Origin of the sequence: Alteromonas gracilis (genome assembly GCF_036870955.2) — a bacterium.
In the GTDB taxonomy this organism is placed as follows: domain Bacteria; phylum Pseudomonadota; class Gammaproteobacteria; order Enterobacterales; family Alteromonadaceae; genus Alteromonas; species Alteromonas gracilis_A.
In genome coordinates this window covers 4,301,651-4,324,622 of the sequence record NZ_CP145482.2, presented here as the reverse complement: position 1 = coordinate 4,324,622, position 22,972 = coordinate 4,301,651, and the positions used below count along the sequence as shown (strand labels likewise).

The 22,972-nt window shown below is 46.0% G+C and carries 19 protein-coding genes and 3 pseudogenes; 8 read left to right on the top strand and 14 right to left on the bottom strand.

Annotation, left to right across the window (positions count from 1 at the left end; translation table 11 throughout):
• Positions 1-26 precede the first annotated feature (26 nt).
• The 5 genes from V6N89_RS20795 to V6N89_RS20775 all read right to left on the bottom strand — a co-directional run bounded on the left by V6N89_RS20795 (position 27) and on the right by V6N89_RS20775 (position 5,545).
• The gene (locus V6N89_RS20795; RefSeq protein ID WP_346993202.1) at positions 27-1,124 is read right to left on the bottom strand and encodes a DUF2855 family protein; all 1,098 of its coding nucleotides are present in this window, start codon (positions 1,122-1,124) and stop codon (positions 27-29) included.
• Positions 1,125-1,289: 165 nt separating this feature from the next.
• Positions 1,290-2,195 (bottom strand): phosphoribulokinase, encoded by a 906-nt coding sequence (locus tag V6N89_RS20790; protein ID WP_338519315.1) that lies wholly within the window; start codon positions 2,193-2,195, stop codon positions 1,290-1,292.
• A gap of 159 nt (positions 2,196-2,354) precedes the next feature.
• Complete coding sequence (locus V6N89_RS20785; RefSeq protein ID WP_338519313.1) at positions 2,355-3,314, bottom strand: ion transporter; 960 nt, start codon at positions 3,312-3,314, stop codon at positions 2,355-2,357.
• 103 nt (positions 3,315-3,417) lie between these two features.
• The gene (locus tag V6N89_RS20780; RefSeq protein WP_338519311.1) at positions 3,418-4,542 is read right to left on the bottom strand and encodes a glycoside hydrolase family 5 protein; all 1,125 of its coding nucleotides are present in this window, start codon (positions 4,540-4,542) and stop codon (positions 3,418-3,420) included.
• Positions 4,529-5,545, bottom strand: coding sequence for a LacI family DNA-binding transcriptional regulator (locus tag V6N89_RS20775; protein ID WP_346993201.1), 1,017 nt, complete (start codon positions 5,543-5,545; stop codon positions 4,529-4,531). The genes V6N89_RS20780 and V6N89_RS20775 overlap by 14 nt, the downstream gene beginning before the upstream one ends.
• A 189-nt stretch (positions 5,546-5,734) precedes the next feature.
• Here V6N89_RS20775 and V6N89_RS20770 point away from each other — a divergent pair, with 189 nt between their 5' ends.
• The 4 genes and pseudogenes from V6N89_RS20770 (at position 5,735) to V6N89_RS20755 (ending at position 10,657) form a co-directional block, all read left to right on the top strand.
• Positions 5,735-7,096 carry an MFS transporter gene (locus V6N89_RS20770; RefSeq protein WP_338519308.1) on the top strand — a complete coding sequence of 454 codons (1,362 nt, stop codon included), beginning with the start codon at positions 5,735-5,737 and terminating at the stop codon, positions 7,094-7,096.
• Positions 7,086-9,422, top strand: a complete 2,337-nt coding sequence (locus tag V6N89_RS20765) for a GH36-type glycosyl hydrolase domain-containing protein (protein WP_338519306.1) — start codon at positions 7,086-7,088, stop codon at positions 9,420-9,422. Before V6N89_RS20770 ends, V6N89_RS20765 begins: the two co-directional genes overlap by 11 nt.
• Complete coding sequence (locus V6N89_RS20760; protein WP_346993200.1) at positions 9,415-9,861, top strand: gluconokinase; 447 nt, start codon at positions 9,415-9,417, stop codon at positions 9,859-9,861. The genes V6N89_RS20765 and V6N89_RS20760 overlap by 8 nt, the downstream gene beginning before the upstream one ends.
• Before the next feature lie 51 nt (positions 9,862-9,912).
• Positions 9,913-10,657, top strand: a pseudogene (locus tag V6N89_RS20755) (CBM9 family sugar-binding protein).
• Between the two features lie 162 nt (positions 10,658-10,819).
• Here the strand turns inward: V6N89_RS20755 and purD are convergent.
• The 6 genes and pseudogenes from purD to prmA all read right to left on the bottom strand — a co-directional run bounded on the left by purD (position 10,820) and on the right by prmA (position 17,320).
• On the bottom strand, positions 10,820-12,109 hold the full coding sequence (gene purD / locus V6N89_RS20750) for a phosphoribosylamine--glycine ligase (protein WP_338519302.1): 1,290 nt from the start codon (positions 12,107-12,109) through the stop codon (positions 10,820-10,822).
• A 19-nt stretch (positions 12,110-12,128) separates the two neighbouring features.
• Entirely contained in the window at positions 12,129-12,938 is an 810-nt protein-coding gene (locus V6N89_RS20745) for a class I SAM-dependent methyltransferase (protein WP_346993199.1), read from the bottom strand.
• 211 nt (positions 12,939-13,149) lie between these two features.
• Positions 13,150-14,748 carry a bifunctional phosphoribosylaminoimidazolecarboxamide formyltransferase/IMP cyclohydrolase gene (gene purH / locus V6N89_RS20740; RefSeq protein WP_338519300.1) on the bottom strand — a complete coding sequence of 533 codons (1,599 nt, stop codon included), beginning with the start codon at positions 14,746-14,748 and terminating at the stop codon, positions 13,150-13,152.
• Positions 14,749-14,830: 82 nt separating this feature from the next.
• Complete coding sequence (fis, locus tag V6N89_RS20735; RefSeq protein WP_012520109.1) at positions 14,831-15,124, bottom strand: DNA-binding transcriptional regulator Fis; 294 nt, start codon at positions 15,122-15,124, stop codon at positions 14,831-14,833.
• A gap of 30 nt (positions 15,125-15,154) precedes the next feature.
• Positions 15,155-16,155 (bottom strand): annotated as a pseudogene (dusB, locus tag V6N89_RS20730) (tRNA dihydrouridine synthase DusB).
• A gap of 286 nt (positions 16,156-16,441) precedes the next feature.
• The gene (prmA, locus tag V6N89_RS20725; RefSeq protein WP_346993198.1) at positions 16,442-17,320 is read right to left on the bottom strand and encodes a 50S ribosomal protein L11 methyltransferase; all 879 of its coding nucleotides are present in this window, start codon (positions 17,318-17,320) and stop codon (positions 16,442-16,444) included.
• Positions 17,321-17,487: 167 nt separating this feature from the next.
• Between prmA and V6N89_RS20720 the strand changes: the two genes are divergently transcribed.
• Both V6N89_RS20720 and V6N89_RS20710 read left to right on the top strand, forming a co-directional pair.
• Positions 17,488-18,261: a substrate-binding periplasmic protein gene (locus V6N89_RS20720; protein WP_338519296.1), complete on the top strand. Its 774-nt coding sequence runs from the start codon at positions 17,488-17,490 to the stop codon at positions 18,259-18,261.
• 110 nt (positions 18,262-18,371) lie between these two features.
• Positions 18,372-19,992, top strand: a pseudogene (locus V6N89_RS20710) (amidase).
• Positions 19,993-20,076: 84 nt separating this feature from the next.
• Here the strand turns inward: V6N89_RS20710 and V6N89_RS20705 are convergent.
• The 3 genes from V6N89_RS20705 to V6N89_RS20695 form a co-directional block, all read right to left on the bottom strand.
• The gene (locus V6N89_RS20705) at positions 20,077-20,370 is read right to left on the bottom strand and encodes a high-potential iron-sulfur protein (protein ID WP_338519289.1); all 294 of its coding nucleotides are present in this window, start codon (positions 20,368-20,370) and stop codon (positions 20,077-20,079) included.
• Positions 20,371-20,685: 315 nt separating this feature from the next.
• Positions 20,686-21,315 carry a flavin reductase family protein gene (locus V6N89_RS20700; protein ID WP_338519287.1) on the bottom strand — a complete coding sequence of 210 codons (630 nt, stop codon included), beginning with the start codon at positions 21,313-21,315 and terminating at the stop codon, positions 20,686-20,688.
• Positions 21,308-21,499: a CPXCG motif-containing cysteine-rich protein gene (locus V6N89_RS20695; RefSeq protein WP_338519285.1), complete on the bottom strand. Its 192-nt coding sequence runs from the start codon at positions 21,497-21,499 to the stop codon at positions 21,308-21,310. The genes V6N89_RS20700 and V6N89_RS20695 overlap by 8 nt, the downstream gene beginning before the upstream one ends.
• A 141-nt stretch (positions 21,500-21,640) precedes the next feature.
• Here V6N89_RS20695 and V6N89_RS20690 point away from each other — a divergent pair, with 141 nt between their 5' ends.
• Both V6N89_RS20690 and V6N89_RS20685 read left to right on the top strand, forming a co-directional pair.
• Positions 21,641-21,793 (top strand): hypothetical protein, encoded by a 153-nt coding sequence (locus V6N89_RS20690; RefSeq protein WP_338519283.1) that lies wholly within the window; start codon positions 21,641-21,643, stop codon positions 21,791-21,793.
• A gap of 205 nt (positions 21,794-21,998) precedes the next feature.
• On the top strand, positions 21,999-22,928 hold the full coding sequence (locus tag V6N89_RS20685) for an IS1595 family transposase (RefSeq protein ID WP_338518947.1): 930 nt from the start codon (positions 21,999-22,001) through the stop codon (positions 22,926-22,928).
• Positions 22,929-22,972: the final 44 nt, after the last annotated feature.

Here is a 22,972-nt window from a genome sequence, read left to right as displayed (position 1 = left end):
TTGCAAACTGCTTGTGTATTTTGTGCCTAGAATGTCACCACATTGAGGGCTTTTGTGTCGGCTCTACCGCTTAGTGTATTTAGGTAGAGTTTTATCATAGCGTCAGTACCGGAACTCGACTGCTCATAAAAGGTGTCACTGATTTTGTGCGCAAACCCTTGCCATGCTTTGGCGTACTTTCCTAAAAATGCCTCGTGACCCCATTCCCCTTGGCGCAGTTTCACCCGCGCGGGCGCAAAAAATATTTCCGCATTGAGGAGTTTAGGGTTTGGCTTTTCTTGTGCCTTCCAATCGGTCGCGCCAATTAAGGTTACTTTACTAAGGTTATCGCCAAGTACCTCAGTCAGCCCATTAATAAGCGTACCATTGGCTGCAAAATCAAGTAACCAGTAGGACTCGCTTGCGTCTAACTGTGCCAAGCCGTCGTAGCTAATTACTTCATCGTAGCAGCCGGTGGCTTTCACCATATCCACATTGCTTGAAGAGGTAAGGCCCACTACGTTGTAACTGGCGCCACGGGCACTTTTTTGATCTTTTAACAACTGTGCGGTGCCCAGCGCAGTTTTACTTGAAGCGCTAGACAGCAGCAGTGATTCGCCCTGTGAGACATCGTCGACAAAATCGTCTAGTACAAATGAAGTCATGTAAAGTGGACGGAAGTTAAGCTGCCATGCTTCTCTTTCAGGGTCGTAACCTGGGTCATTGGCGCAGCGAAGATATTGATCATATACAGGGCTGATGCTTTTGCGTTTTTCATGAATATCCGAAAAACCATGAGATGCCACTTTGCCAGCCTTAATTACCCAGTGGCTTGCCATAGGCAGGTAACCAAACACTTTCTCACCTACGTGAACGTCGGGGTGGTTTGAGGCTTTAACGGTAGCAAAACCCCAGACTGGAACAATGCCAAAACCCGCTTCTTGTGTAGGGAAAAAGCCCCAATAGCCCATTTTAAAACCGAGTGCGGCATAAGTGATATTGTTAGCGGAAAAGCCAAAGCTATCGGTTTCAAGGACAACTTCATCGGGCAATAACGTACTAGTATCAATATCAACGTCTACCGTTTTAGTGTCGTTGAGCGACTGCTGGTTAACCCAAATTTGTTGGCTAGTTATAGAAGTCATAGTGTGTCCCATGCTGGTTAGTCATATTTAGAGTGAACTAACTGCAGGAGAATTACGACTTACACTTGTAAATATATTGTTATACACGATTTGTATAGAGTGAACGTTACATGCCGCGCTTTCTGTCAGAGAAACCACATGGCCAGTTGGCGTCCTGAGTGCGGTTTACTCTTGTGAACTCAACCAGTCCATTTGATGGCCAGCACGGCGCTTTTTATTGAGAATATCTTCAAGCAGTGGCGTTAAGATCAGTTCCATTGCTAAGCCCATTTTTCCACCGGGTACTACGAGGGTATTTATACGGGACATAAAGGCGCCATCAATCATCTTAAGCAAGTAAGGGTAGTCGACGTTTTTCATTTCTCGCCTAAAACGCACGACAACAAAACTTTCGTCCTGTGTGGGAATTTCTCGGGCGCTAAAGGGGTTAGATGTGTCGACGGTGGGAACGCGCTGAAAATTAACGTGCGTACGCGAAAACTGTGGCGTGATATAGTGGAAATAGTCATCTAAGCCGCGCACGATACTGCTCATTACAGCCTCGCGAGAATGCCCGCGGTCTGTGGTGTCGCGAACAATTTTTTGGATCCACTCAAGGTTTACAATTGGTACCATGCCAACCAACAAGTCAACGTGTTTGGCAACATCGTTCTCTTCGGTTTTTACGCCGCCGTGTAAGCCTTCATAAAACAGTAAATCAGTGTTTTGTGGTAAATCTTGCCAGGGTGTGAACGTTCCCGGCATTTGATTAAACGGCACTGCCTCATCGAAAGTATGCAAGTACTGTCTAAACTGCCCTGCTCCCGAACTGCCATATTCTCTAAACAAGGTTTCTAATAGTTCGAAGTCATTCGCTTTCGGGCCAAAATAACTGATATGTCGACCCTGTTCTTGGGCTTTTCTAATTTCCACTTCCATTTCTGGACGGGTAAAACGGTGAAAACTGTCACCACCAACAATAGCGGCATTCACACTTAAATTTCTAAAAATGTGTCTAATGGCGTTGGTCGTGGTAGTTGTACCCGCACCAGAAGAACCTGTTATAGCAATAATAGGGTGTTTGACAGACATAGGAGTTCTTTTGAGAAATGACAGTTACTAGTTATAAGCTGATGTGCGTTAAGAATCAAGGGGACATGTTTTTGCAACGCAGCATGAACGTCGGCAAATGAGCGTATTCATGCGGCTAAACAGCGCTAACGTATACAAAAAGTTAACGTTACTACAGCGCTATTTTTCAGGTGTTTCGTTGGTTGGTGTTTTCGCGACACTATGATGATGTTGAAGCAGGCGTACAATAAGTCGCGCTTCTTCTTCATCAAGGTCAAGCAGTGCCCTGACATGTTCAATGTGCCCGATATCATGTTCGCTTAGTCGTCCATCATCTAGCGCCGTGCGCACGGTATCTTCAAAACGGTCCCGTCTCAGCTGCATTTGTGAGGTATAGCTGGAAGAAAGGATCCCGGCTGGTAACGCGTAAAAACAAATACCCATAATGGTAATGAACCCACCAAAAATTTTACCTAACGGAGTAATGGGCACCGCATCGCCGTAGCCCACCGTGGTGAGCGTCACCAATGCCCACCAAAGAGACGCTGGAATGCTGCTAAACACCTCTGGTTGTGCATGATGTTCTATGTAGTAAATACAGGTAGCCGCAATGACAGTGAACAACAGCAGCACGCTGATAGCGGCCAACAAACTGTGCGATTCATTTCTAATGACAGTGACAAGGGTTTGCATTGAGCGCGAATAGCGCCCGATTTTAAGGATTCGCAGTACCCGAAAGACGCGTAAAATACGTAAATCGAATGCAATAAATACACTTAAATAAAATGGCAGTATGGCCATTAAGTCAATAATCGCCATCGGACTTTTCATGTACCGCCAGCGCTTTTGCCCTGCACTTAATCCATCACGGGTTTTGTCGTGATGGATAGGCGCTTCTGCGCTGCTGTATACGCGTAGGGCATATTCAACGGTAAACAAGATAACGGATACAATTTCGATAAGGTGCAGTTCGTAAGACCACACATTCGCCACCTGCGGGACGGTTTCTAACATCATTGCTGCGACGTTTATGACAACAAGCAATATAAGCAGCACATCGAACACTTTACTAATGGTTTTGTGTTCACGCGCCTCGCTAGACGCAGTAAGAATGTTATGGCAGGTGGTTTGAAATGACATTGTCACGCTATTATTTTTGTCTATGTCACTACATTAGCAAGAAAAGCAGTATTCACAAAAAATACTGCTTTCGATATTTCAGCTTTGCCAGCTTACCTACAACCTACTTTTTGTGCTTTAGCATTTCTTTTTTGAAGAAATGCCCCTGCTCTGTTGGCGTGTAGTCCCAGTCTTTAATCATCTGTGGTGCCCACTGGGGGTCAAATACCCATGCTGTCCATGAAATACCATGTTCTTCTAAATATTCGATGATTTGGGGGCCATATGAGCCGTCGTTGTTAATGGTAGGTACATGAGCGCCGGGGGCGTTTTCATTTGACCAACCAATTTCAGTGGCAATCATAGGTGCTTTTTTAGCGACAAACCCCCAGCCTTTGTCCCAAAGCATAAAGAAGTTTTCTTTACTCTTAACGGTGGGTTTAGCTTTTTGTGGATAGGGGTGCACCGCATAGGCAATGTTCTCACGCTGTATGGGCATGTGACGTACAGACGTTAAGTCGTAAGCCCAGTTAAAGCCAGCCACCAATAACACCTTGTTGTTGTCGTATTGTCTTATTAAATCGATAAGCTCGGTCATCATTGACTGCCATTTACTCCAGGTCATGTAACCAAGGCTATTCGCACCATTACCAATGTAGTCATTGGTGGGTTCATTAAATAGCTCGTATACAGCAACGGTAGGAACATGCTGATAGCGAAACGCTATTTGCTTCCAAAAATTCAATGTCTGCTCGCGTGACGTGTCATACATGGGGTGTTGGTATAAATCTGCTTGCAGGTTACCAATAGAGTGCCAATCAATAATTAAATACAAACCTAATTCGTTGGCCCATAACACGGCATCGTCGATGGCACTAATGTAAAAATCAGCGCCTCGCATGGCAAACACGCCAGGATGAATAGGAATACGGATAGAGTTCGCTCCCCAATTGGCAACTTCTCCAAACAGGGCTTTAGACCATTTTCCTTGCTGTTTCAGTTTGTCGGGGTCAGCAATACTGACACCGCGAAACGCAAAAACGTCTGAATTCTCATCTACAAACGTGTTGCCACTGACGGTTATCTTGCTTTGGGGCTTTAGTTGCTTTGCATCAAACTGTGCAGGATAGGGGGCATCCCACCATTGTTCGGGCAACGACGCATAGCCGTAATGGCATATAAAAACTAACGCAAAAACCACGTATTTCATCATCATTAACCTTATCGTATTGTCATTAACAAGCGCCATCTGGCTGATACACCACCAGTGAATCTCTCGCTACAAGTTGAGGTTCAAAATGTCGTTCATTGGCAATGCCTTGCTCGGCATAGACCGTTTGTAAAATGTGCTCTGCGGCATGTTGTCCCATTTGTGTAATGGGGTAGTCGACGGTGGATAATGTCGGATATGTGCATGTGGCAATGGGGGAATTGTCAAAGCCAACAATAGAGAGCTGCTGCGGAATACTCATACCTGCGCGTCGCGCCGCTGACATAACGCCACAGGCAATTTCATCGTTGCCGCACACAATGGCACTGAACTGAGCTTTTCTCTTAAGCAAGGTTTCAAATGCGGCTTCTCCACCCTGCTTAGTAAACAAGGTTTCTACTACATTTAAGGGGTTGTAATCGATATCGGCATCGGCGAGTGCTTTTCGGTGCCCTTCCCATCGCTCCAGTGCATCGTGTTTGTTCAGCGGGCCGCTAACGTAGGCGATGGCCCTATGACCCTTATCGATAACAGATTGTGTTGCGATAACACCGCCTGTGGTGTTGTCCAAAGAGATACAATGGTGCTCGTAGTGTTTAATAACGCGGTTGATGATGAGTAATGGTACATCGCGCTTGATGAGTTCGATGAGGTAGCTATCGCTTACCGCTTCGGCATGAACAACAATTGCGTCGCACTTTCTGTCGATGAGAAACTCAATCCCTTTCTTTTCCGTGTCAGCATCACAATGACCTGCAGTTACAATGGTGTGTTTGCCATGTTGGCGCATGGTCGATTCGATAGCGCTGGTTAGTGCACCAAAAAAGCTACTGCCTAATTCGTTAACCATGACGCCAATACACTGGGTATGCTGAGACGCCAGCGATTGCGCCACGGTATTAGGCCGATAGTTCAACTTGTCCATGGCAACGTGAACTTTGGCTTTAGTAGCACGTGACACGTTGGGATGATCGTTAAGTACTCTTGATACAGTTGACGGTGCGCAGCCCGCTAATTTGGCGACTTCATAAATGGTGGTCATGTTTTTGGTATCGGTTCCAAAAAATAAAATTTAGCATTATGGCCAACTACTCTATTGAATGATCTGTTTAATGTAAACCTGTCTTTTGCCCTTTACTTATAGATTTCATATGGAATGTTAATAAATTGTTTGATCCCAATTTGGGATCTGTGTAATTATTTTGGAACCGCTTCCAATTTGAGTTTTACAATGTCTGATAATTCTGCGCTTACCATTAAAGAGAAGGTGGCATATGCTTTGTGTGATACCGCAAGTAACTTTTACTGGCGGTTGTTCGATGTTTTCTTGTTCTATTTCTACACCGACGTATTTGAAATTCCTGCGGCAACAGTCGGTACAATGATGCTAGCGGCGAGGCTTATTGATGCATTTACCGACCCTGCTATGGGAGCATTGGCCGACAGAACACAGACGCGATGGGGAAAGTTTAGACCTTATCTGATTTGGGGCGCGTTGCCGTTGTTTTTTGCTGGGGTACTCACCTTTACCGTGCCAGATTTAGATGAAAGTGGAAAAGTGATATGGGCCTACGCTACCTACATATTGCTAATGTTGGCGTACACTTTTATCAATGTGCCCTATGGCGCATTGCTTGGCGTTATTACTCCTGATAGTCAGCAAAGAACCTTGCTTAGCAGCTTTCGCTTTATTGGTGCGTTTTCAGGGGGCACAGTTGTCGCGTACTTCACTCCGTCACTTGTTGAAACACTGGGACAGGGCAATGACATACTCGGCTGGCAGTTAACTTTAGTGGTGTATGGCTTATTGGCTATGGGGATGTATGCGATGTGCTTTGCCCTGTGTAAAGAGCGCGTTCAACCAGCGTCTGTGCAGAAGCATTCGCCACTGACTGACCTTAAAGACCTTACTCAGAACAAACCTTGGTTAGTGCTGTTTTCACTGGCGCTTATTATCATGCTAACCATTTCTATTCGCGCCAGCTCTGGCACGTATTTCCTGAAGTATTTTATTGGCAGAGAAGATCTTATTAGCAGCTATATGACGCTATATATGGTGTCATTGGCTATCGGTGCGGCTATTACACCATTACTGACTAAATGGCTTGATAAACGGCGTCTTCTTATTGTGTTGATGAGCCTTGTTACGCTGCTATCTTTCGTTCAGTTTTTTGTGAGTAGCGAACACATCGCCGTGCACTTTATTATCCAAGGCCTTATAGGGCTTTGCTTGGGGCCTAAATCGCCCTTGGTATTTTCAATGTACGCCGATACAGCAGACTATTCTGAATATAAACATCATCGTCGTTCCACGGCAATGATCTTCTCTGCCGCTGCGTTTTCTCAGAAACTCGGAGGGGCATTTGCCGGAGCGATTATAGGCGGTGTGTTAGGCAGTATGGGTTATGTGCCTAATATGACGCAAAGCCCTGATTCGCAGGCAGGCATACTGATGCTTATGACGTTAATTCCTGGCGCCTTCGCGTTGATAGCCGCTATTTGTATTCGTTTTTATTCACTGTCTGAGGCACAGCTTACGCATATTCAACAGGCCCTGGTACAAAGAAAGCCGGACGCTGCTAATGAATCATAAAAACCGTAGTGACACACCTATAGCTATTTGTTCAACAACACGCGCCGTCACGCTATCGAGCCCGACGGCACTGCCAAAGGCATGTGGCTTCTTATACAACCAAGACATGATGATTCAAATGAACTGTCGGGGGTATGCCGTTGCTCAGCACATGCAGCCTGAACCAGCAAAGTACAGTAGAGGCCCTAACATTGAAGCTACCACGTTCATGCAGCCCGAACATCACTACTATACCGACCATCCAGGGCGTTTCTTTTATATAAAGCTTAAAAACAATAGTGTGTTTTCACTGCCCTATGAACCGATAAGAGCCACTTACGATAAGTTCACCTTTACACATCAAAGCCATGCTTTGTTGTGGCATATTGAAAAAGACGGCTTGGCATTTGACCTTACACTTACGCTGGGTGAGGGGACACAAGAGCTGTGGAACTTAACGGTAACCAATATCGGCGAGGAAATGCAAGAAATCGACATTTACCCTATGTTCACGGTAGGTTACATGTCATGGATGAACCAATCTGCTCGTTATGATGAGAGTCTGCAGTGTGTTGTTGCAACGTGTATTTCGCCCTATCAGATGAGCGCGGATTATAAGCGTATTGCTAACTTTAAAGACATTACCTATCTAAAAAGCAGTGAAAAGCCTTATGCCTACAGCTGCAATCACAGTAAGTTCATAGGCGAAGGGTACCTTCAAGCACCTGATGGCGTGCTCGCTAATAAACTTGGCAATGATGTGTCAAATTACGAAGTACCCACAGCGGTAATGCAGCATAAAACGGCTTTGAAACCAGATGAATGCAAAGCGCTGCGTTGGGCGTTTGGGGCTGTGCAGTCTGTTCACGACCTTGAAGCAATAACACTAACACAAAGCGAAAAGCTCGCGTCAAACCATACAGTTAGTGCGGCCGTTGAGATAAACACTGGCGATAGTGAATTTGATAGTATGGTTAACACGTGGTTGCCTCGTCAATTGCACTATCACGGTCAAATGAACCGCCTTACCACAGACCCGCAAACGCGTAATTACCTGCAAGATAGCATGGGGCTTATTTACTTAAACAGTGCAAAAGCGCGAGAGCATTTTCTAACCGCGCTGTCTCAGCAGCATAGAAATGGTGATATGCCCGACGGTATTTTGCTGCATAAAGATGCCGAGCTTAAATACATCAACCAAGTTCCACATTCTGATCACAATGTTTGGTTAATGTGGTTTTTGAAAACCTATCTTGACGAAACTGGTGATGTTGCGCTGCTAGATGCCTATGCAGGCTATAAAGACAGTACAGAAAATGACTCTGTCTTTGCGCACATGTCACTTGCAATGGAAAGCCTATATCGCAATTTAGACAGTCGAGGCCTTAGCCTTATCAAAGAAGGCGACTGGTGCGACCCAATGAATGGTGTAGGTGTTAATGGGGTAGGAGTATCTGGCTGGCTCAGCATTGCTACATGCGGTGCTTTTTTTATGTGGGCAGGGCTGTGTGAAAGTGTAGGAGCCACAGCTGAACACGAAAAATGGAAGCAGCGTGCGTCTGCGCTTAATGACGCTATTGAAAAGCACTTTTGGTGTGAGCAATGGTACGCCAGAGGCATTACTGATGAAGGAAGAACTTTTGGCATAGCAACGGATAAGGAGGGAAGTATGTACCTAAACCCTCAAGCCTGGGCAATGCTATCACTACCTCTTACACCATCGCGTACACACACCTTGTTAAAGGCCGTTGATGAGCATCTTATGACGCCGTTTGGCCCCATGATGTTGGCGCCTTCCTACACGGGCTTTCAACCTGATATTGGTCGGCTAACCCAAAAGTCGCCGGGTGTGGCGGAAAACGGTGCGATATACAATCATGCAGCCGCTTTTTATGTCGCGGGTTTGTATACCGTCAATAAAGGCGATGCGGCTTTTGACGTACTCAAAAAAATGATCCCGCGAATTGAAAGTGCGAATGTGACGGGGCAGCTTCCGGTATACATTCCCAACTACTATCGCGGTGCTTATTTTCAGTTTCCGGAACAAGCAGGGCGCTCCAGCCATTTGTTTAACACAGGGACCGTGGCGTGGTATTACCATTGTGTAATCAACGGCATGTTAGGATTACAAGGAGGCAAAGAGGGACTTTTCTTGAAACCTAATATTCCCAGCTGTTTAAGCTCGCTGCACGTGAGTCGAAGGTTTAGAGGGCATCAATACAAGCTGCATTACAAACAGATTCCAACATCTATTGCACCTTATTGGTCTGTTGACGGTGAGCGCCATGACCTTTCAGTACCGTTAAGCAAAACATCATCGACAATCGAGGTGTTCTACCATGCCTAGTGGCTCACCCATCTTTGTTATGGGAATAAGCGGCAGTGGTAAGTCAACGTTGGGTGAGAAGCTTGCCAGTGAATTGGGCTATGTGTTTTTAGATGCCGATAGTTACCACGATGCATCGGCTATAGATATGATGCGCCGTGGCGTGCCGCTAACAGACAAAGAGCGCACGCCTTGGATGGCACGTATCATCGCTGATTTACACGCAAAACATCGTGCAGGCGATAACATTGTGCTAGCGATTTCTGGCCTTAAAAGAACGCATCGACAGCAGTTGTTAAGCGTGAATGAGAGCGCTATTGCGTTTGTGCTCGAGGTTGAAAAGTCAGTAGTGCGCGAACGGTTGCAGAAAAGGCAATCGCACTTTTTTCCCCTGAGTTACTCGACTCTCAACTTGCAGCGCAAGAGTCGGTGTACAATGAACCCAATACATTCGTTTTAGATGGTCATGCAACTATCGAAGCACTGCTTGCAGCATGCCTAAAGGGTATAAATGAGAATACGTAATATTTTTGCAGCGGTAGGGGTGACAGTAGTAAGCCTTACTGCCCTCGCCAAAGATGTCATGCACACCGATATGGCCCCTCATATTGATGGTCGAATAGATAATGCATTGTGGGATAAGGCTGAATGGCAGCCACTAACGCACGTCATGATAGGTGACAAACCTACTAAAAAAGATTTTTCAGGGCGCTTTAAGCTGTTGTGGAACAATGACGCGCTATACCTTTTAGCCGATATTCAAGATGACCATTTATCTGATACCTATGCAGACCCGCTAGAACGCTATTGGGATGATGACTGTTTAGAAATTTTCATTGATGCTGACCGCTCTGGTGGCGATCATCTCAACACCTATAACGCGTTTGCTTACCACGTCGCGCTTGATAATCAGGTGGTGGATATTGGGCCTGCAAAAGGTGAAGAGTCGAAACCGCGCTTGTTTAATGAGCATGTAAAAAGTGCATGGAAACGCAGTGCTGAAAAGCCACATCATATCATCTGGGAAACCGCCATTCGTGTCTTCGGTGATGACTTTAAGTACGGTGAAGTCAACACGCCAGTAGTATTGAAAGCGGGTATGAAGATGGGCTTTATGTTGGCTTATTGTGATGCAGACGGTGGCGACAGAGAGCACTTTGTGGGCTCGCAGGACATTGCGCTCGGTCAATGGCGATAAGAACCTAGGCTACAAGGATGCTTCGGTGTTTGGTGAGCTGACGCTGGTGGGTAAGTAAATAGAAGCGGTACGCGTTAAGTTGCTTGAATACAAGGTGTGACAAGCTCTCAATTGACCGAACAATGAAAAACGCGGCATAAGGCCGCGTTTTTTGTATTAGCAATGCAAACGTTATAAAGCGTTACGTTACTTTATATTACTTTGCTTCAGGCTTCAGGCTTCAGGCCTCAGCTTCACGAGCAATTGCGCGATAGGCAATGTCGTTGCGGAAATAGACGTCTTTAAACTGAATAGTTTTCAGTAGCTCGTAGGCTTTTTGCTGGGCCTCGGTAACGTTATTGCCCAATGCGGTCGCACACAATACGCGTCCGCCAGCAGTGACTACCTTACCGTCTTTTAGTGCGGTACCTGCGTGGAATACTTTACCGTCTAGCTTCGCAGCGGCTTCAAAACCAGTAATCTCATCGCCTTTGTCATAGCTGCCTGGATAGCCTCCAGCGGCAAGTACAACGCCAACGGCTGCACGGTCGTCAAACGCAATAGTTTTGCCTGCAAGTTCACCTTTGCAAGCAGCTTGGCAAAGTGGAACCAAATCAGACTGAAGACGAAGCATGATAGGCTGTGTTTCTGGGTCACCAAAACGACAGTTATACTCAATAACTTTCGGCGTACCGTCTGCCATGATCATAAGTCCGGCATATAAGAAACCTACGTAGTCGTTACCTTCAGACGCCATTCCGTTAACCGTTGGCATGATCACTTCATCCATAATACGGTTGTGAATCTCTGGCGTGACTACCGGAGCTGGGGAGTACGCGCCCATGCCGCCCGTATTGGGGCCCTGATCGCCGTCTGCTGCGCGTTTGTGATCTTGGCTGGTGGCAAAAGGAAGTACGTTTTTACCGTCTACCATAACGATGAAAGAGGCTTCTTCACCGTCTAAGAATTCTTCGATAACAACGCGACTGCCTGCCTCACCAAACGCATTACCCGCTAGCATGTCGCGAATGGCGTCTTCGGCTTCTTGAAGTGTCATTGCTACAATAACACCTTTACCTGCCGCTAGACCGTCGGCTTTAACTACGATAGGTGCGCCTTTTTCACGTACATAAGCAATGGCTGGGTCAATGTCAGTGAAGTTTTGGTACTCAGCCGTTGGAATGTTGTGGCGAGCCAAGAAATCTTTAGTAAACGCTTTTGAGCCTTCAAGCTGCGCAGCAGCTTGAGTAGGCCCAAAAATCATTAGTCCTTCGTTATTGAACGCATCAACAACACCTGCAACCAGCGGCGCTTCTGGACCTACAATAGTCAGCTCAACGTCATTGCCTTTCGCAAAAGAAACCAGGCCTGCAATGTCATTTACATCAATAGCCACGTTCTCGAGCTTTGGCTCTGTTGCGGTACCAGCATTACCCGGGGCAACAAAGACAGTTGAAACATCAGAAGACTGCGCAGCTTTGTATGCTAGCGCATGCTCGCGGCCACCGCCGCCAATTACAAGTACGTTCATTAACTGTTCCGTTTTATGTTTATGGTTTTACAAATTTAAGTGTCATTCTATTGCTCTCGCCAATGGCAAGATACTTTTCACGATCTTGGTCGTCTAGTGCTAAACGCGGTGGCAATGTCCACACACCTTTAGGGTGGTTTGCATTATCCATCGGGTTTGCATTTACGTCACTGCTTTCTGCCAGCTTAAAGCCGGCTTTTTCTGCTGCTGCAATCACGTAAGAGCGCTTCATATAGCCACTCTTTTTCATCGCTTCGTCATCGGCACTTTCAGGCAGTTCGTGCTCTACTACACCCAGTACACCGCCTGACTTAAGTGCGGTAAAGAATGCGCCAAACGCGTTGTCGATACCTTCATCGCCGTGACGCATATACCAGTTATGCACGTTACGGAAGGTTAGCACCATATCCGCGCTGCCAGCTTCTGTGATATCGAGTGCTTTCATCGGATCGAATGCGGTAACGGTAGCGCCTTGGTACTTTTCACCTGCTTCTGTTTTTTGTTTAAACGCAGCAAGGGCTTTCTTGTAGTAATCGTTAGAGTTTTCGTCTACGTAGAAGTGAGCGGCAACATATTGGCCGTTGTCCTTTACCACTGGATAAAGAATGTCGGTATACCAACCGCCACCTGGTGATACTTCAACTACTGTCATATTCGGCTGAAGGCCAAAGAAACGCAGTGTTTGCTGCGGGTTGCGGTACTCGTCGCGAGCCTTGGCTTTAGCGGTACGCACGTCGCTCATTGCAGCATCTGAAATGGCATCAGCGGTGGCATAGCCAGCTGACATACCAAGCGTTGCGGCTAACACTAATTGGGCTAACTTCTTCATTCTTATTTCCTTTTCTGTCGAGGGTATTGTCAATTGTGATAACAGTATTACTACAATGTACTGTAAGACAGATCAAGCCTACCAGTTAACCATGACAGTCATCCGACATCCCAACAGAATAATTCGTAGCTTTATCGCTTAAGATAGCCCGAGGTTGGGAACGAGTTAATCCCCAACCTCGAGTGTAATCATCATCAAGTGATGAAAGGTTTTAGTGACGGAAGTGGCGCATGCCTGTGAACACCATAGCAATACCATGTTCGTCTGCTGCATCAATCACTTCTTGGTCACGCATAGAGCCACCTGGCTGAATTACGGCTTTGATACCCGCCTCAGCTGCAGCATCGATGCCGTCGCGGAATGGAAAGAATGCATCAGATGCCATTACAGAGCCCGCCACTTCTAAGTTTTCATCAGCCGCTTTAATACCTGCAATTTTCGCAGAATAAACGCGACTCATTTGACCTGCGCCAACACCCACGGTCATACCGTCTTTGCAGTAAACAATCGCGTTAGACTTCACGTATTTCGCTACTTTCCAGCAGAACATGAGGTCGCGAAGTTCTTCTTCACTTGGCTTGCGCTTAGTTACTACTTCTAGGTCCTCCATTTCAACCATGCCGAAGTCACGCTCTTGTATTAGCAAGCCACCGTTAACACGCTTAAAGTCATAGCCTTCAGTTAGTTGGCCAGCCCAGTCGCCACACGCTAGAAGACGTACGTTTTTCTTCGCGCTAACCACGTCTTTTGCTTCATCGCTCACTGTTGGTGCAATAATCACTTCGACGAATTGACGGTCAACAATCGCTTGTGCTGTTTTCGCATCAAGCTCGCGGTTAAACGCGATAATGCCGCCAAATGCTGACGTTGGGTCAGTTTTAAACGCACGGTCGTAAGCACTAAGAATGTCGTCGCCAATAGCCACACCACAAGGGTTAGCATGCTTAACAATGACACAAGCAGGCTGGTCGAATTCTTTAACGCATTCAAGGGCGGCGTCGGTGTCGGCGATGTTGTTAAACGACAGCTCTTTACCTTGTAGCTGTGTTGCTGTGGCAACAGACGCTTCTTGGATGTTGTTTTCAACATAGAAGGCTGCCTCTTGGTGGCTATTTTCACCGTAGCGAAGATCTTGCTTCTTAGTAAGCTGCATATTGTACGTACGTGGGAACTCACTGTGTACGTGGTCTGTTCCTGCTTCGCTTTCAACGGTGTCCAAACGCGCGCCAAAATAGTTAGCAATCATGCCATCGTATTCAGCAGTGTGTTCAAAGGCTTTGATCGCAAGATCGAAACGCGTGTTGTAGGCAAGTGAACCATCATTGTCGTTCATTTCGGCAAGTACACGGCCGTAATCAGAAGCATTTACGACGATGGTAACGTCTTTGTGGTTCTTTGCCGCAGCGCGGACCATAGTCGGGCCGCCAATATCGATATTTTCAATGGCGTCTTCAAGCGTGCAGTCTTCATTTGCCACGGTTGCAGCAAACGGATAGAGGTTTACAACTACTAGGTCTATAGGTGCAATACCATTTTCTTCCATTACAGCCTCATCCACACCGCGGCGAGCAAGAATACCGCCGTGAATTTTAGGATGAAGGGTTTTAACACGTCCAGCCATAATTTCAGGGTGACCTGTGTGATCAGACACCTCTGTTACAGGAAGACCTGCTTCGGCTAAAAGTTTGGCGGTACCGCCCGTTGACAGAAGTTCTACTCCCGCGTTATGCAGCGCTTGAGCGAATTCGAGGATACCAGTTTTGTCAGAGACACTTAGGAGAGCACGTTTTATAGGTTTTGGAGTTTGCATAAATTATAAGTTTCTAAAGTTGTAGTGTTGAAACAAAAAGAGCACCGTGTGGTGCTCTTTGGAGGGCAAAGCCCTTGGAATCTTAGTTCATGCCGTATTGCTTAAGCTTCTTGCGAAGTGTGCCACGGTTGATGCCCATCATGATGGCCGCGCGGGTTTGGTTGCCGCGTGTGTAAGTCATGACTTCTTCTAGCAGCGGCGCTTCTACTTCAGCCAATACCATTTCGTAGAGGTTGTCGATGTTAGCGTTGTCCAATTGCTTAAGGTACTTGTTAACTGCTTGCTTTACTGAGTCACGCAGTGGCTTTTGAGCTTGCGTTTGTGAAGGCGTAGTTACTGTAGTAGTAAAAGGTGAAGTCACGTTTTGATCGAACATAATACTGTGTTGCTCTTAAGTTAGTCATCACTATGCTGCGGGAGAAATCTGTCGGGTTTCTCGTGTCTGCAGCGCTTGAAAATATACATTAAGTGCTTCGAGTTGCTCACTTGCATCATCGATAGCGTTAAACGTTTTACGAAACTGACGATCCGTATCATGCTCCGAGAGATACCAGCCCACGTGCTTACGGGCTATTCTTACACCGGATATGTCACCGTAGAAGTTCTGCACATTCGTTACATGCTCATGCAAAATCTCATACTGTTGTGACAACGGTGGTGGTGCTAGGTTCTCGCCCGTTTCAAGATAGTGTTGAATTTGATTAAAAATCCAAGGTCTACCTTGCGCGCCGCGGCCTATCATCACACCATCTGCACTTAGGTGTATCGAAGCACCTCTTGTGCTTTCTCAGGAGAAGTAATATCACCATTAGCAATAACAGGAATTGAAATTGCCGCCTTTATTTGGCGAATGGTGTCGTATTCAGCTTCCCCTTTGTACATACATGCTCGAGTCCTACCGTGAACAGCAAGCGAACGTATGCCGTTTTGCTCTGCAATGCGGGCAATTTCTACCCCATTGCGGTTTTCTGGGTTCCAGCCGGTTCTGATTTTCAACGTAACGGGCACATCAACAGCGTTGACGACGGCTTTTACAATGGCTTCTACCGTGTCGGGAAATTGAAGCAGCGCAGACCCTGCTAGCTTCTTATTTACCTTCTTGGCAGGGCAACCCATGTTGATATCGATAATTTGTGCGCCGTTATCAACATTAAATTGCGCCGCTTGCGCCATTAGTTCAGGGTCAGCCCCTGCTATCTGTACAGAGCGAATACCTTCTTCGCCCTCGTGGTTCATTCGCGCTTGTGATTTGGCGGTGCTCCATACCTTTGGATTGCTTGAAAGCATTTCCGACACCACAAGGCCAGCACCTAAGCGCTTACACAGTTGACGAAACGGACGATCGGTCACGCCTGCCATAGGCGCTAACATCAAATTGTTTTCTAACTCGTAAGGTCCAATTTGTATTGTTTGTTGCATAGATTGTCGTATAGCTCGTCAACTAAAACTGCACAGAAATTATACACCCGGCTAAAACGGGGCGCTAAGTGTACGCGTTTTCACAATGCTTGAAAAGGCTAAAAATCACACAAAATTTCACTTAGTGGTCTTGACAGTGAAAAAAAACTGTCACATTAAAGGGCTAACGCACTTTTGTTGATTGAATTTTATTCTAAAGTCTCACAGCCCTTAGTTTAAAAGGGCTGTAATGTGAAAAAAATTAACAAAATCCTAAGCGCTATTGGCTTTTATTTTAGATTTTTGAACCCGACACTCTTGCCCATTCACCATCAATTGCACTTGGCTCAAGGTGAATATCTCGTGAGTATGCCTTCTCAATATTGTCGACTTGCTCGGCTAAAATACCAGACAACACCATAAGACCGTCTGATTTGCAGTAGCTAGTAATGATATCTTGAAGCTCTAAAAGTGGTCCCGAGAGGATATTTGCCATTACAACATCGGCTTCAAGTGTAGGTTGGTTTTGAGGTAGGTAAACATCTAAACGGTCTTCTACACCGTTTCGTCTAGCGTTTTCCTCGGTGGCTTGCAGTGCTTGTGGGTCTATATCAATCCCAATAACGCGTTTGGCACCCAACTTGAGGGCTGCAAGTGCCAAAATGCCCGAGCCGCAGCCAAAATCGACAACGGTTTTGCCTGTCATATCGATGCCATCTAACCAACGAAGGCACAACGCTGTGGTTGGGTGTGTGCCAGTACCGAAAGCAAGCCCCGGGTCTAACATAACGTTTACCGCTGTAGGATCTGGTACATCGCGCCAGCTAGGACAAATCCAAAGACGCTCGCCAAACTGCATAGGATGAAAGTTATCCATCCATTCACGTTCCCAGTCTTTATCTTCCAAAGGCTCTAATTTGTACTTAAAATCTTTACCTAGTACTTTGGCCTTACTCAAACGTGTCAGAATGCCTTTCATGTCAGCGTCAGCTTCAAATAGGCCAACCACTTGCGTGTCGGGCCACAACATGACTTCACCAGGCTTAGGCTCATACATTGGAGTATCTTTTGCGTCGACGTAGGTCACCGCCTGCGATCCGTTTGCCGTTAGCATATCGCCAATTGCTTCTGCAGTCTCAGACGTAGTATTAATTCGTAATTGTAGCCAAGCCATACTGTTCATTTACCAAATAGTTTGACTGTTATTGTACATCTCAGCGCCTACAAACTAAATGAGGAGTGAAAATAAAGACAAAAACTAACCTTTTGTCCACTGGTGACGCAATAGGGTAAAATATTATCATCTGTCCTCATTATCTCGTTGAGAAAGCATTTATCCTCATGCGTATTTTTCCGCTATTCCTTTGTCTTTTATTTTCTATTAGTTATTCATCGCACGATATTGCTGCCGAGGAGCTTGAAATAGTTGTGGGGTGGGATAAGCCGCCCTACGTCATATCTGCTGATCATTCCGGGTTCGAGATGGATCTAGTTCGTGCCATTTTCGCTGACATAGGGCATGAAATTTCTCCTATCTATGTACCTTTTGGCAGGACAGCAAGGTTATTAAAATACGACAATGTCGATGTTGCGCTGACGATTAATAGCTCACATAAAGTCGATGCTGCGCTACTGACTGACGCCTATATCATTTACCAAAACGTTGCCGTTTCACGCGCCGACAGAGCCTTAACGGTGAACAGCTTTGAAGATCTTGCCGACAAAAGCGTAATTGCATTCCAGACGGCTAGCGCTGTGTTAGGAGAAGAGTTTGGCGGCGCACTGTCATCACTACCCACCTACATGGAAATGGCGCGTCAAGACAGGCAAGTCAACATGCTGATGCTTGGCAGTGTAGACGTGATTGTATTGGACAGGAACATCTTTAATTTTCTTAAAGGGAGCAATGAAAGGTACGCGAACGACGATACGGTTTTTCACGAGTTGTTTCCCATTACACCCTATCGTGCTGCAATTCCTGATAAAACGTTACGCGAGGCGTTTAATCGAACGCTTCGCACCTTTATAGACGATGGCAGATATCAAGCGCTGCTTGATAAATACGGCTTAGAAAACCTTTTCGGCAAGTTGCAACTGCCTGTCGTCCATCCCTAGCAATTCGATGCTCAACGCATGTTATTCGACTTATTTAAGTAGACAGTGAACTATTTCTGCGACAACGTATAAAAAGTACGATTGGCTAATGCTTAAAAAGGAAAATAATGATGCTAAAGCGATGGTATGTACTTGTCGCCGCAGTGATTTTGATGTGCAGCGCATGCGCGTCAAATCAAGCGGCAAAAACGGATATAAACGCTTGGTTAGACAAACCTGCCCATGTTCAGGTTCAGGCTATTCAGGCTGGCGAGCTTTCTTCTGAAGCACTTGTTGCGGGGTATTTGGCTCGTATTGAACGCCTCGATACTAAGGCTAACAGCGTTTTATCGTTAAACAGTGATGCGCTGGCGCAGGCCAAAATGTTGGATAAGCGTATAGCAGCAGGTGAAGACGTAGGTGTGTTGGCTTAGTCTTCCTGTACTACTAAAAGACAACATTGAGTCCTCTGAGTTACCTACCACGGCGGGGTCGCTTGCACTACTTAACAACGACACTAAGCGCGACGCGCCGATTGTGAGTAAGTTAAAAGCAGCTGGTGCCATTGTGTTAGGTAAAACCAATCTCTCTGAATGGGCCAACTTCCGTTCTGAGTCGTCTATCAGTGGATGGAGTGCTGTGGGTGGCTTAACACGGAATCCACACATTTTATCACGCAGCGCGTGTGGCTCTTCTTCGGGGTCAGGGGCAGCAATGGCGCTTCGACTAGCCTCTCTAGCGGTGGGTACTGAAACCAACGGCTCAGTAATTTGCCCGTCTTCTATTAATGGTATTGTTGGTTTTAAGCCTAGCGTTGGTTTGCTGTCGCGCACACATATTGTACCTATTTCGTTTAGCCAAGATACCGCTGGTCCCATGACAGCAAATGTTCAAGATGCATGGCTAATGGCTTCGGTAATGGCGGGTAGCGATCCACAAGACAGTGCAACGGTTGGGGCAGATGCACACATACCTACACTGCCTTCATCGTCAATGATTGCGACAGATTTAAAAGGCGTGACCGTGGGGGTTGTGCGTTATCGACAAGGTGATAACCCGCACGTTTTGGCGGTATATGAAAAAGCGCTAACGCAATTGCAAAACGCTGGCGCAACCTTGGTGGATATTAGTGACTTTGACCAGCCAGACAGCTTCTGGGCAGATTCGTATAATGTGTTGCTGAGCGAGTTTCATGCGTCAATTAATGAATACTTAGCATCATCACCTGCGCAGATACCAGCACGTGACCTGTCGGAACTCATTGAATTTAACAAACGCAGTGAACGCGAATTGGCTTTGTTTGACCAAAGCATCTTCGAAAAGTCACTGACTTCAAATGCCACAGATAGTGAAGATTATAAAAACGCGGTATTGCTAATACAAGATGCAGCGGGCAAAAATGGTATTGATGCATTAATGGCAAAACACAAAGTAGACATACTAGTAGCACCCTCTAATAGCCCATCATTTTTAATTGATGGCGTATATGGCGACCACTCGCCAGGTGGCTTTATTGGTATTGGCTATCTTGCGGCTATTGCAGGCTATCCTCATCTCACGGTGCCTGCGGGGGCTGTGAAAGACTTGCCTGTTGGTCTCAGTTTTATAGGGGCAAAATGGCAGGATGAAAAAGTATTAAGCATCGGCAGTGTGTTCGAAGCGAAACATGGGTTCTACTTGAAACCCGGCTTATTGCCAACCCGATTTGACCGCCCAGATCTTGCGCCAGTTACCAAGGGTTACGAGCGGTAACGCAAGCGCATACAAAAAAGCCCCGGCCGTCATGGCCGGGGCTTTCTTAATAACTCATTGTAGTATGCTCAAAGGCTGTTTGCGTTAGCCTGGTTTCTTAACCCAAGCGCTACACCAGCCGTCAGCATTAACAAGCTTGCCTGGGAATATATTACAAGGTCTGTACTGCTCACCATCTTTACCCTGAACATACATGCAATTAGCGCACTTCGCACCCTCAACGGTAGAGGCTGGTGTGTAGTTAAGTGCTTTTGCAGTTGCATCATCTGCACTGAGTTGTTCTTGAGCTTGAGCGCGTAGTGCAACGCCACCCAATGTAAGGCCAATTACTGTAGAGCCAGACAGTTTCAAAAAGTCGCGGCGATTTACAGATTTCATAGTACTCTCCTTAGAGACAGAAACGATAATGATTCTTTTTTATTCAGCGCCTTAAACGCAAAAACCTGCCAAAAGAGGCAGGTTTTTTTTCATACATAGATACTATCGCGTTTTGAAAAAAGATCGAATAAAAAATGCCTAACTCGTTTGATCTGAATTAAATAAATGTCATGCAGATGACGCAGTTTCAAGCCTTTATAGTCAGTTTTGGCTGAACTTTGCCTGAACGCGGCTGTTAATCATTTCTCTCCGTGGGCTCAAAAGAACATACAACACCGCGCTCTGTGAATGTAGATTAGAGGCCTACTGTTAAGTTCACTTTTTACGGGTATCAGTATTGGGTTTAGCGTAAGCAAATTGCGCCAACCGAGTTGTAGAATGGTAACTATCTAACCCGGATATACATGCACTCATTGACGCCTCAATGTCTAAATAGCCATCTTCAGCAATATGTTTTTCATCGACGTGTAGTTCTTGTATCTCACCTATAATCATCTCCGTATTGTTAATAAGCGTAAAATGCTGGGCCACTTTCAACCCCATTCTTACACCGCTTTCTTTTACATAAGGGGCTGGAAAGTCATCACTTAACAGCGGCGTTAAGCCGACGGCATCAAATTCGCTTTCATTTGGCTCGTAGCGTGCAGACGTTTGGTGCGCTTTATCTACCCAGTCAGTGTGCACGTGATTGAGCGTGTAAAAGCCACTTTTTTTGATATTGCCCAGCGAGTCGCGCTGAACGGTATGAGGCCGCATTATCATTCCTAGCAGCGGCGGATTGGCACCAATATGAACTACTGAACTGATAATAGCCAGGTTGTGGGTTTGGCCGTCAGTCGTGCCTAGCAATACCGCAGGTTTGAAGCCAGATAAGCTGTTGATAAGATTCGCGCGATAGCGCTGCTCCATACTATCGATATCAAAGCGAGATAAGGTGTTAGTCATTTTCTCGTATCGCCTCCAGTTCGAGTTCATCGCCTTGCTGATAAACGTTAAGCTCAATAGGTTGGCAGCAAACCTGACAGTCCAAAACTTGAACTTGACCTACATCATACATCTCGTCGATCTCTACTTCATTGGGCGCCATGCAGTAAGGGCAAGAAAATCCCATTGCGCGCGTTAAGCTCATAACTGTTTCCACAATTTATTCTAGGTATTGGCTTTTACGTAAGTGTGAGTACGGGTGATCATCTAAGCTACAAAATCGGTAAAAAGAAACAGTAGGTAATAGTCTAACGAGGCACTCTTTTGTGGCAAGCAGAGCTGGGGTATGCCCGTGTTGTCGGCGTCAAACACGGCTCACCTTTCATCATCTCATACCCAAGAAAATGCACAGGCGCAGCTTTTTCAAAAAGCACTACACCAAGGAAGATCGACAACAGGGCGTAATGATATGCAGGCAGTGTCACAGTGGCATTCATAAATTTTATGATGAAATGACACTGGCGAAGGAATTGAATTCACTCTCATTGCTAAAAGAAGACCCGCAGTTAGCCACGTTTTTTCATTGGGTGTCGAAGCAGCGTATAAAGCTGTAGTTGACCACTGTAGCTGTATAAATATGGCGCTGTTCCATTTCTGTGTTGGTGAGCTATACTTCCAACAATATCAGGAGGATGGAGTCGGCCTTGAACAACGCTCAATTTAACACCTTACAAGCCTCTTTGGGAACACTTAGCTTTGTGCAGTTAAAGCGTCTGAGAAAGTGTGTTGATGACAGGATCTCAGCAGATCATGTCGGTAAAGCCATTGCGGTACATGAGGAAAGTGTTTCTGAATGTGCTCACTGTGGAGGTCAGCACTTCACCAAATACGGCACAACGTCTCGTGGACAACAACGCTACTATTGCAAGTCATGTCACCGAACTTTCAATTCACTCAGTGGCACACCGTTGTCCGGTATGAGAATTCGGGATAAATGGCATCAATACTCTGAGGGAATGTGGCTTACCATGAAGCTCAGGGAGGCAGCAAAAGAGCTGGGCGTAAACATTAAAACTGCTTGGCGGTGGCGTCACCAACTTCTCTCTCAGCCAAGGCGTAACAAGCCCTCTGAGCTGCACGGTATTATTGAAGCTGATGAGACCTTTATTAATGAATCGTTCAAAGGGCGAAGGAAGCTTGATAGGCCGTCCAGAAAGCGAGGTTCGAAGGGTAAAGAGATCCCCAAAGTTCCTATCATGCTGGCGCTAGACCGCAATGGATCAGTTACCCACTGTGTATTAAACAGAAACACCCGAGAAGAACTAGAGCGCTCTTTAGCGCCTGTACTAACCCCTGACAGTGTTTTGTGTACTGATGGTAATTTATCCTATCAGACTATCGTTAAAAATCTTCCCTTTGAACTTGATCATAAACGGCTAATAGCCTTGGATAATCAGCGGGTTGTTGAAGGGATCTATCATATACAGACGCTTAATAACTGGATGATGCGTTGGAAGCAGTGGCTAAGGCAATTTAACGGTGTTGGCACTGCCTATCTGGATAATTACATCGCGTGGTTCCGGCAAATGGAACAGGCTAAAGATGATGATAGTTGGGTGGAATATGCTTTATGAAGACCATTTTGCTGACGTCAGCAAAATGGTATCAACACAGAAAT

What these genes read in the sequence shown, in the direction of transcription:
- V6N89_RS20700 (WP_338519287.1), bottom strand. Translation starts at nt 21,315, where the DNA reads ATGACTAACACCTTATCTCGCTTTGATATCGATAGTATGGAGCAGCGC.
- V6N89_RS20765 (WP_338519306.1), top strand. Translation starts at nt 7,086, where the DNA reads ATGAATCATAAAAACCGTAGTGACACACCTATAGCTATTTGTTCAACA.
- V6N89_RS20775 (WP_346993201.1), bottom strand. Translation starts at nt 5,545, where the DNA reads ATGACCACCATTTATGAAGTCGCCAAATTAGCGGGCTGCGCACCGTCA.
- V6N89_RS20720 (WP_338519296.1), top strand. Translation starts at nt 17,488, where the DNA reads ATGCGTATTTTTCCGCTATTCCTTTGTCTTTTATTTTCTATTAGTTAT.
- V6N89_RS20770 (WP_338519308.1), top strand. Translation starts at nt 5,735, where the DNA reads ATGTCTGATAATTCTGCGCTTACCATTAAAGAGAAGGTGGCATATGCT.
- prmA (WP_346993198.1), bottom strand. Translation starts at nt 17,320, where the DNA reads ATGGCTTGGCTACAATTACGAATTAATACTACGTCTGAGACTGCAGAA.
- V6N89_RS20760 (WP_346993200.1), top strand. Translation starts at nt 9,415, where the DNA reads ATGCCTAGTGGCTCACCCATCTTTGTTATGGGAATAAGCGGCAGTGGT.
- V6N89_RS20795 (WP_346993202.1), bottom strand. Translation starts at nt 1,124, where the DNA reads ATGACTTCTATAACTAGCCAACAAATTTGGGTTAACCAGCAGTCGCTC.
- purH (WP_338519300.1), bottom strand. Translation starts at nt 14,748, where the DNA reads ATGCAAACTCCAAAACCTATAAAACGTGCTCTCCTAAGTGTCTCTGAC.
- V6N89_RS20745 (WP_346993199.1), bottom strand. Translation starts at nt 12,938, where the DNA reads ATGAAGAAGTTAGCCCAATTAGTGTTAGCCGCAACGCTTGGTATGTCA.
- V6N89_RS20790 (WP_338519315.1), bottom strand. Translation starts at nt 2,195, where the DNA reads ATGTCTGTCAAACACCCTATTATTGCTATAACAGGTTCTTCTGGTGCG.
- V6N89_RS20690 (WP_338519283.1), top strand. Translation starts at nt 21,641, where the DNA reads ATGCCCGTGTTGTCGGCGTCAAACACGGCTCACCTTTCATCATCTCAT.
- fis (WP_012520109.1), bottom strand. Translation starts at nt 15,124, where the DNA reads ATGTTCGATCAAAACGTGACTTCACCTTTTACTACTACAGTAACTACG.
- V6N89_RS20780 (WP_338519311.1), bottom strand. Translation starts at nt 4,542, where the DNA reads ATGGCGCTTGTTAATGACAATACGATAAGGTTAATGATGATGAAATAC.
- V6N89_RS20695 (WP_338519285.1), bottom strand. Translation starts at nt 21,499, where the DNA reads ATGAGCTTAACGCGCGCAATGGGATTTTCTTGCCCTTACTGCATGGCG.
- V6N89_RS20785 (WP_338519313.1), bottom strand. Translation starts at nt 3,314, where the DNA reads ATGTCATTTCAAACCACCTGCCATAACATTCTTACTGCGTCTAGCGAG.
- purD (WP_338519302.1), bottom strand. Translation starts at nt 12,109, where the DNA reads ATGAACGTACTTGTAATTGGCGGCGGTGGCCGCGAGCATGCGCTAGCA.
- V6N89_RS20705 (WP_338519289.1), bottom strand. Translation starts at nt 20,370, where the DNA reads ATGAAATCTGTAAATCGCCGCGACTTTTTGAAACTGTCTGGCTCTACA.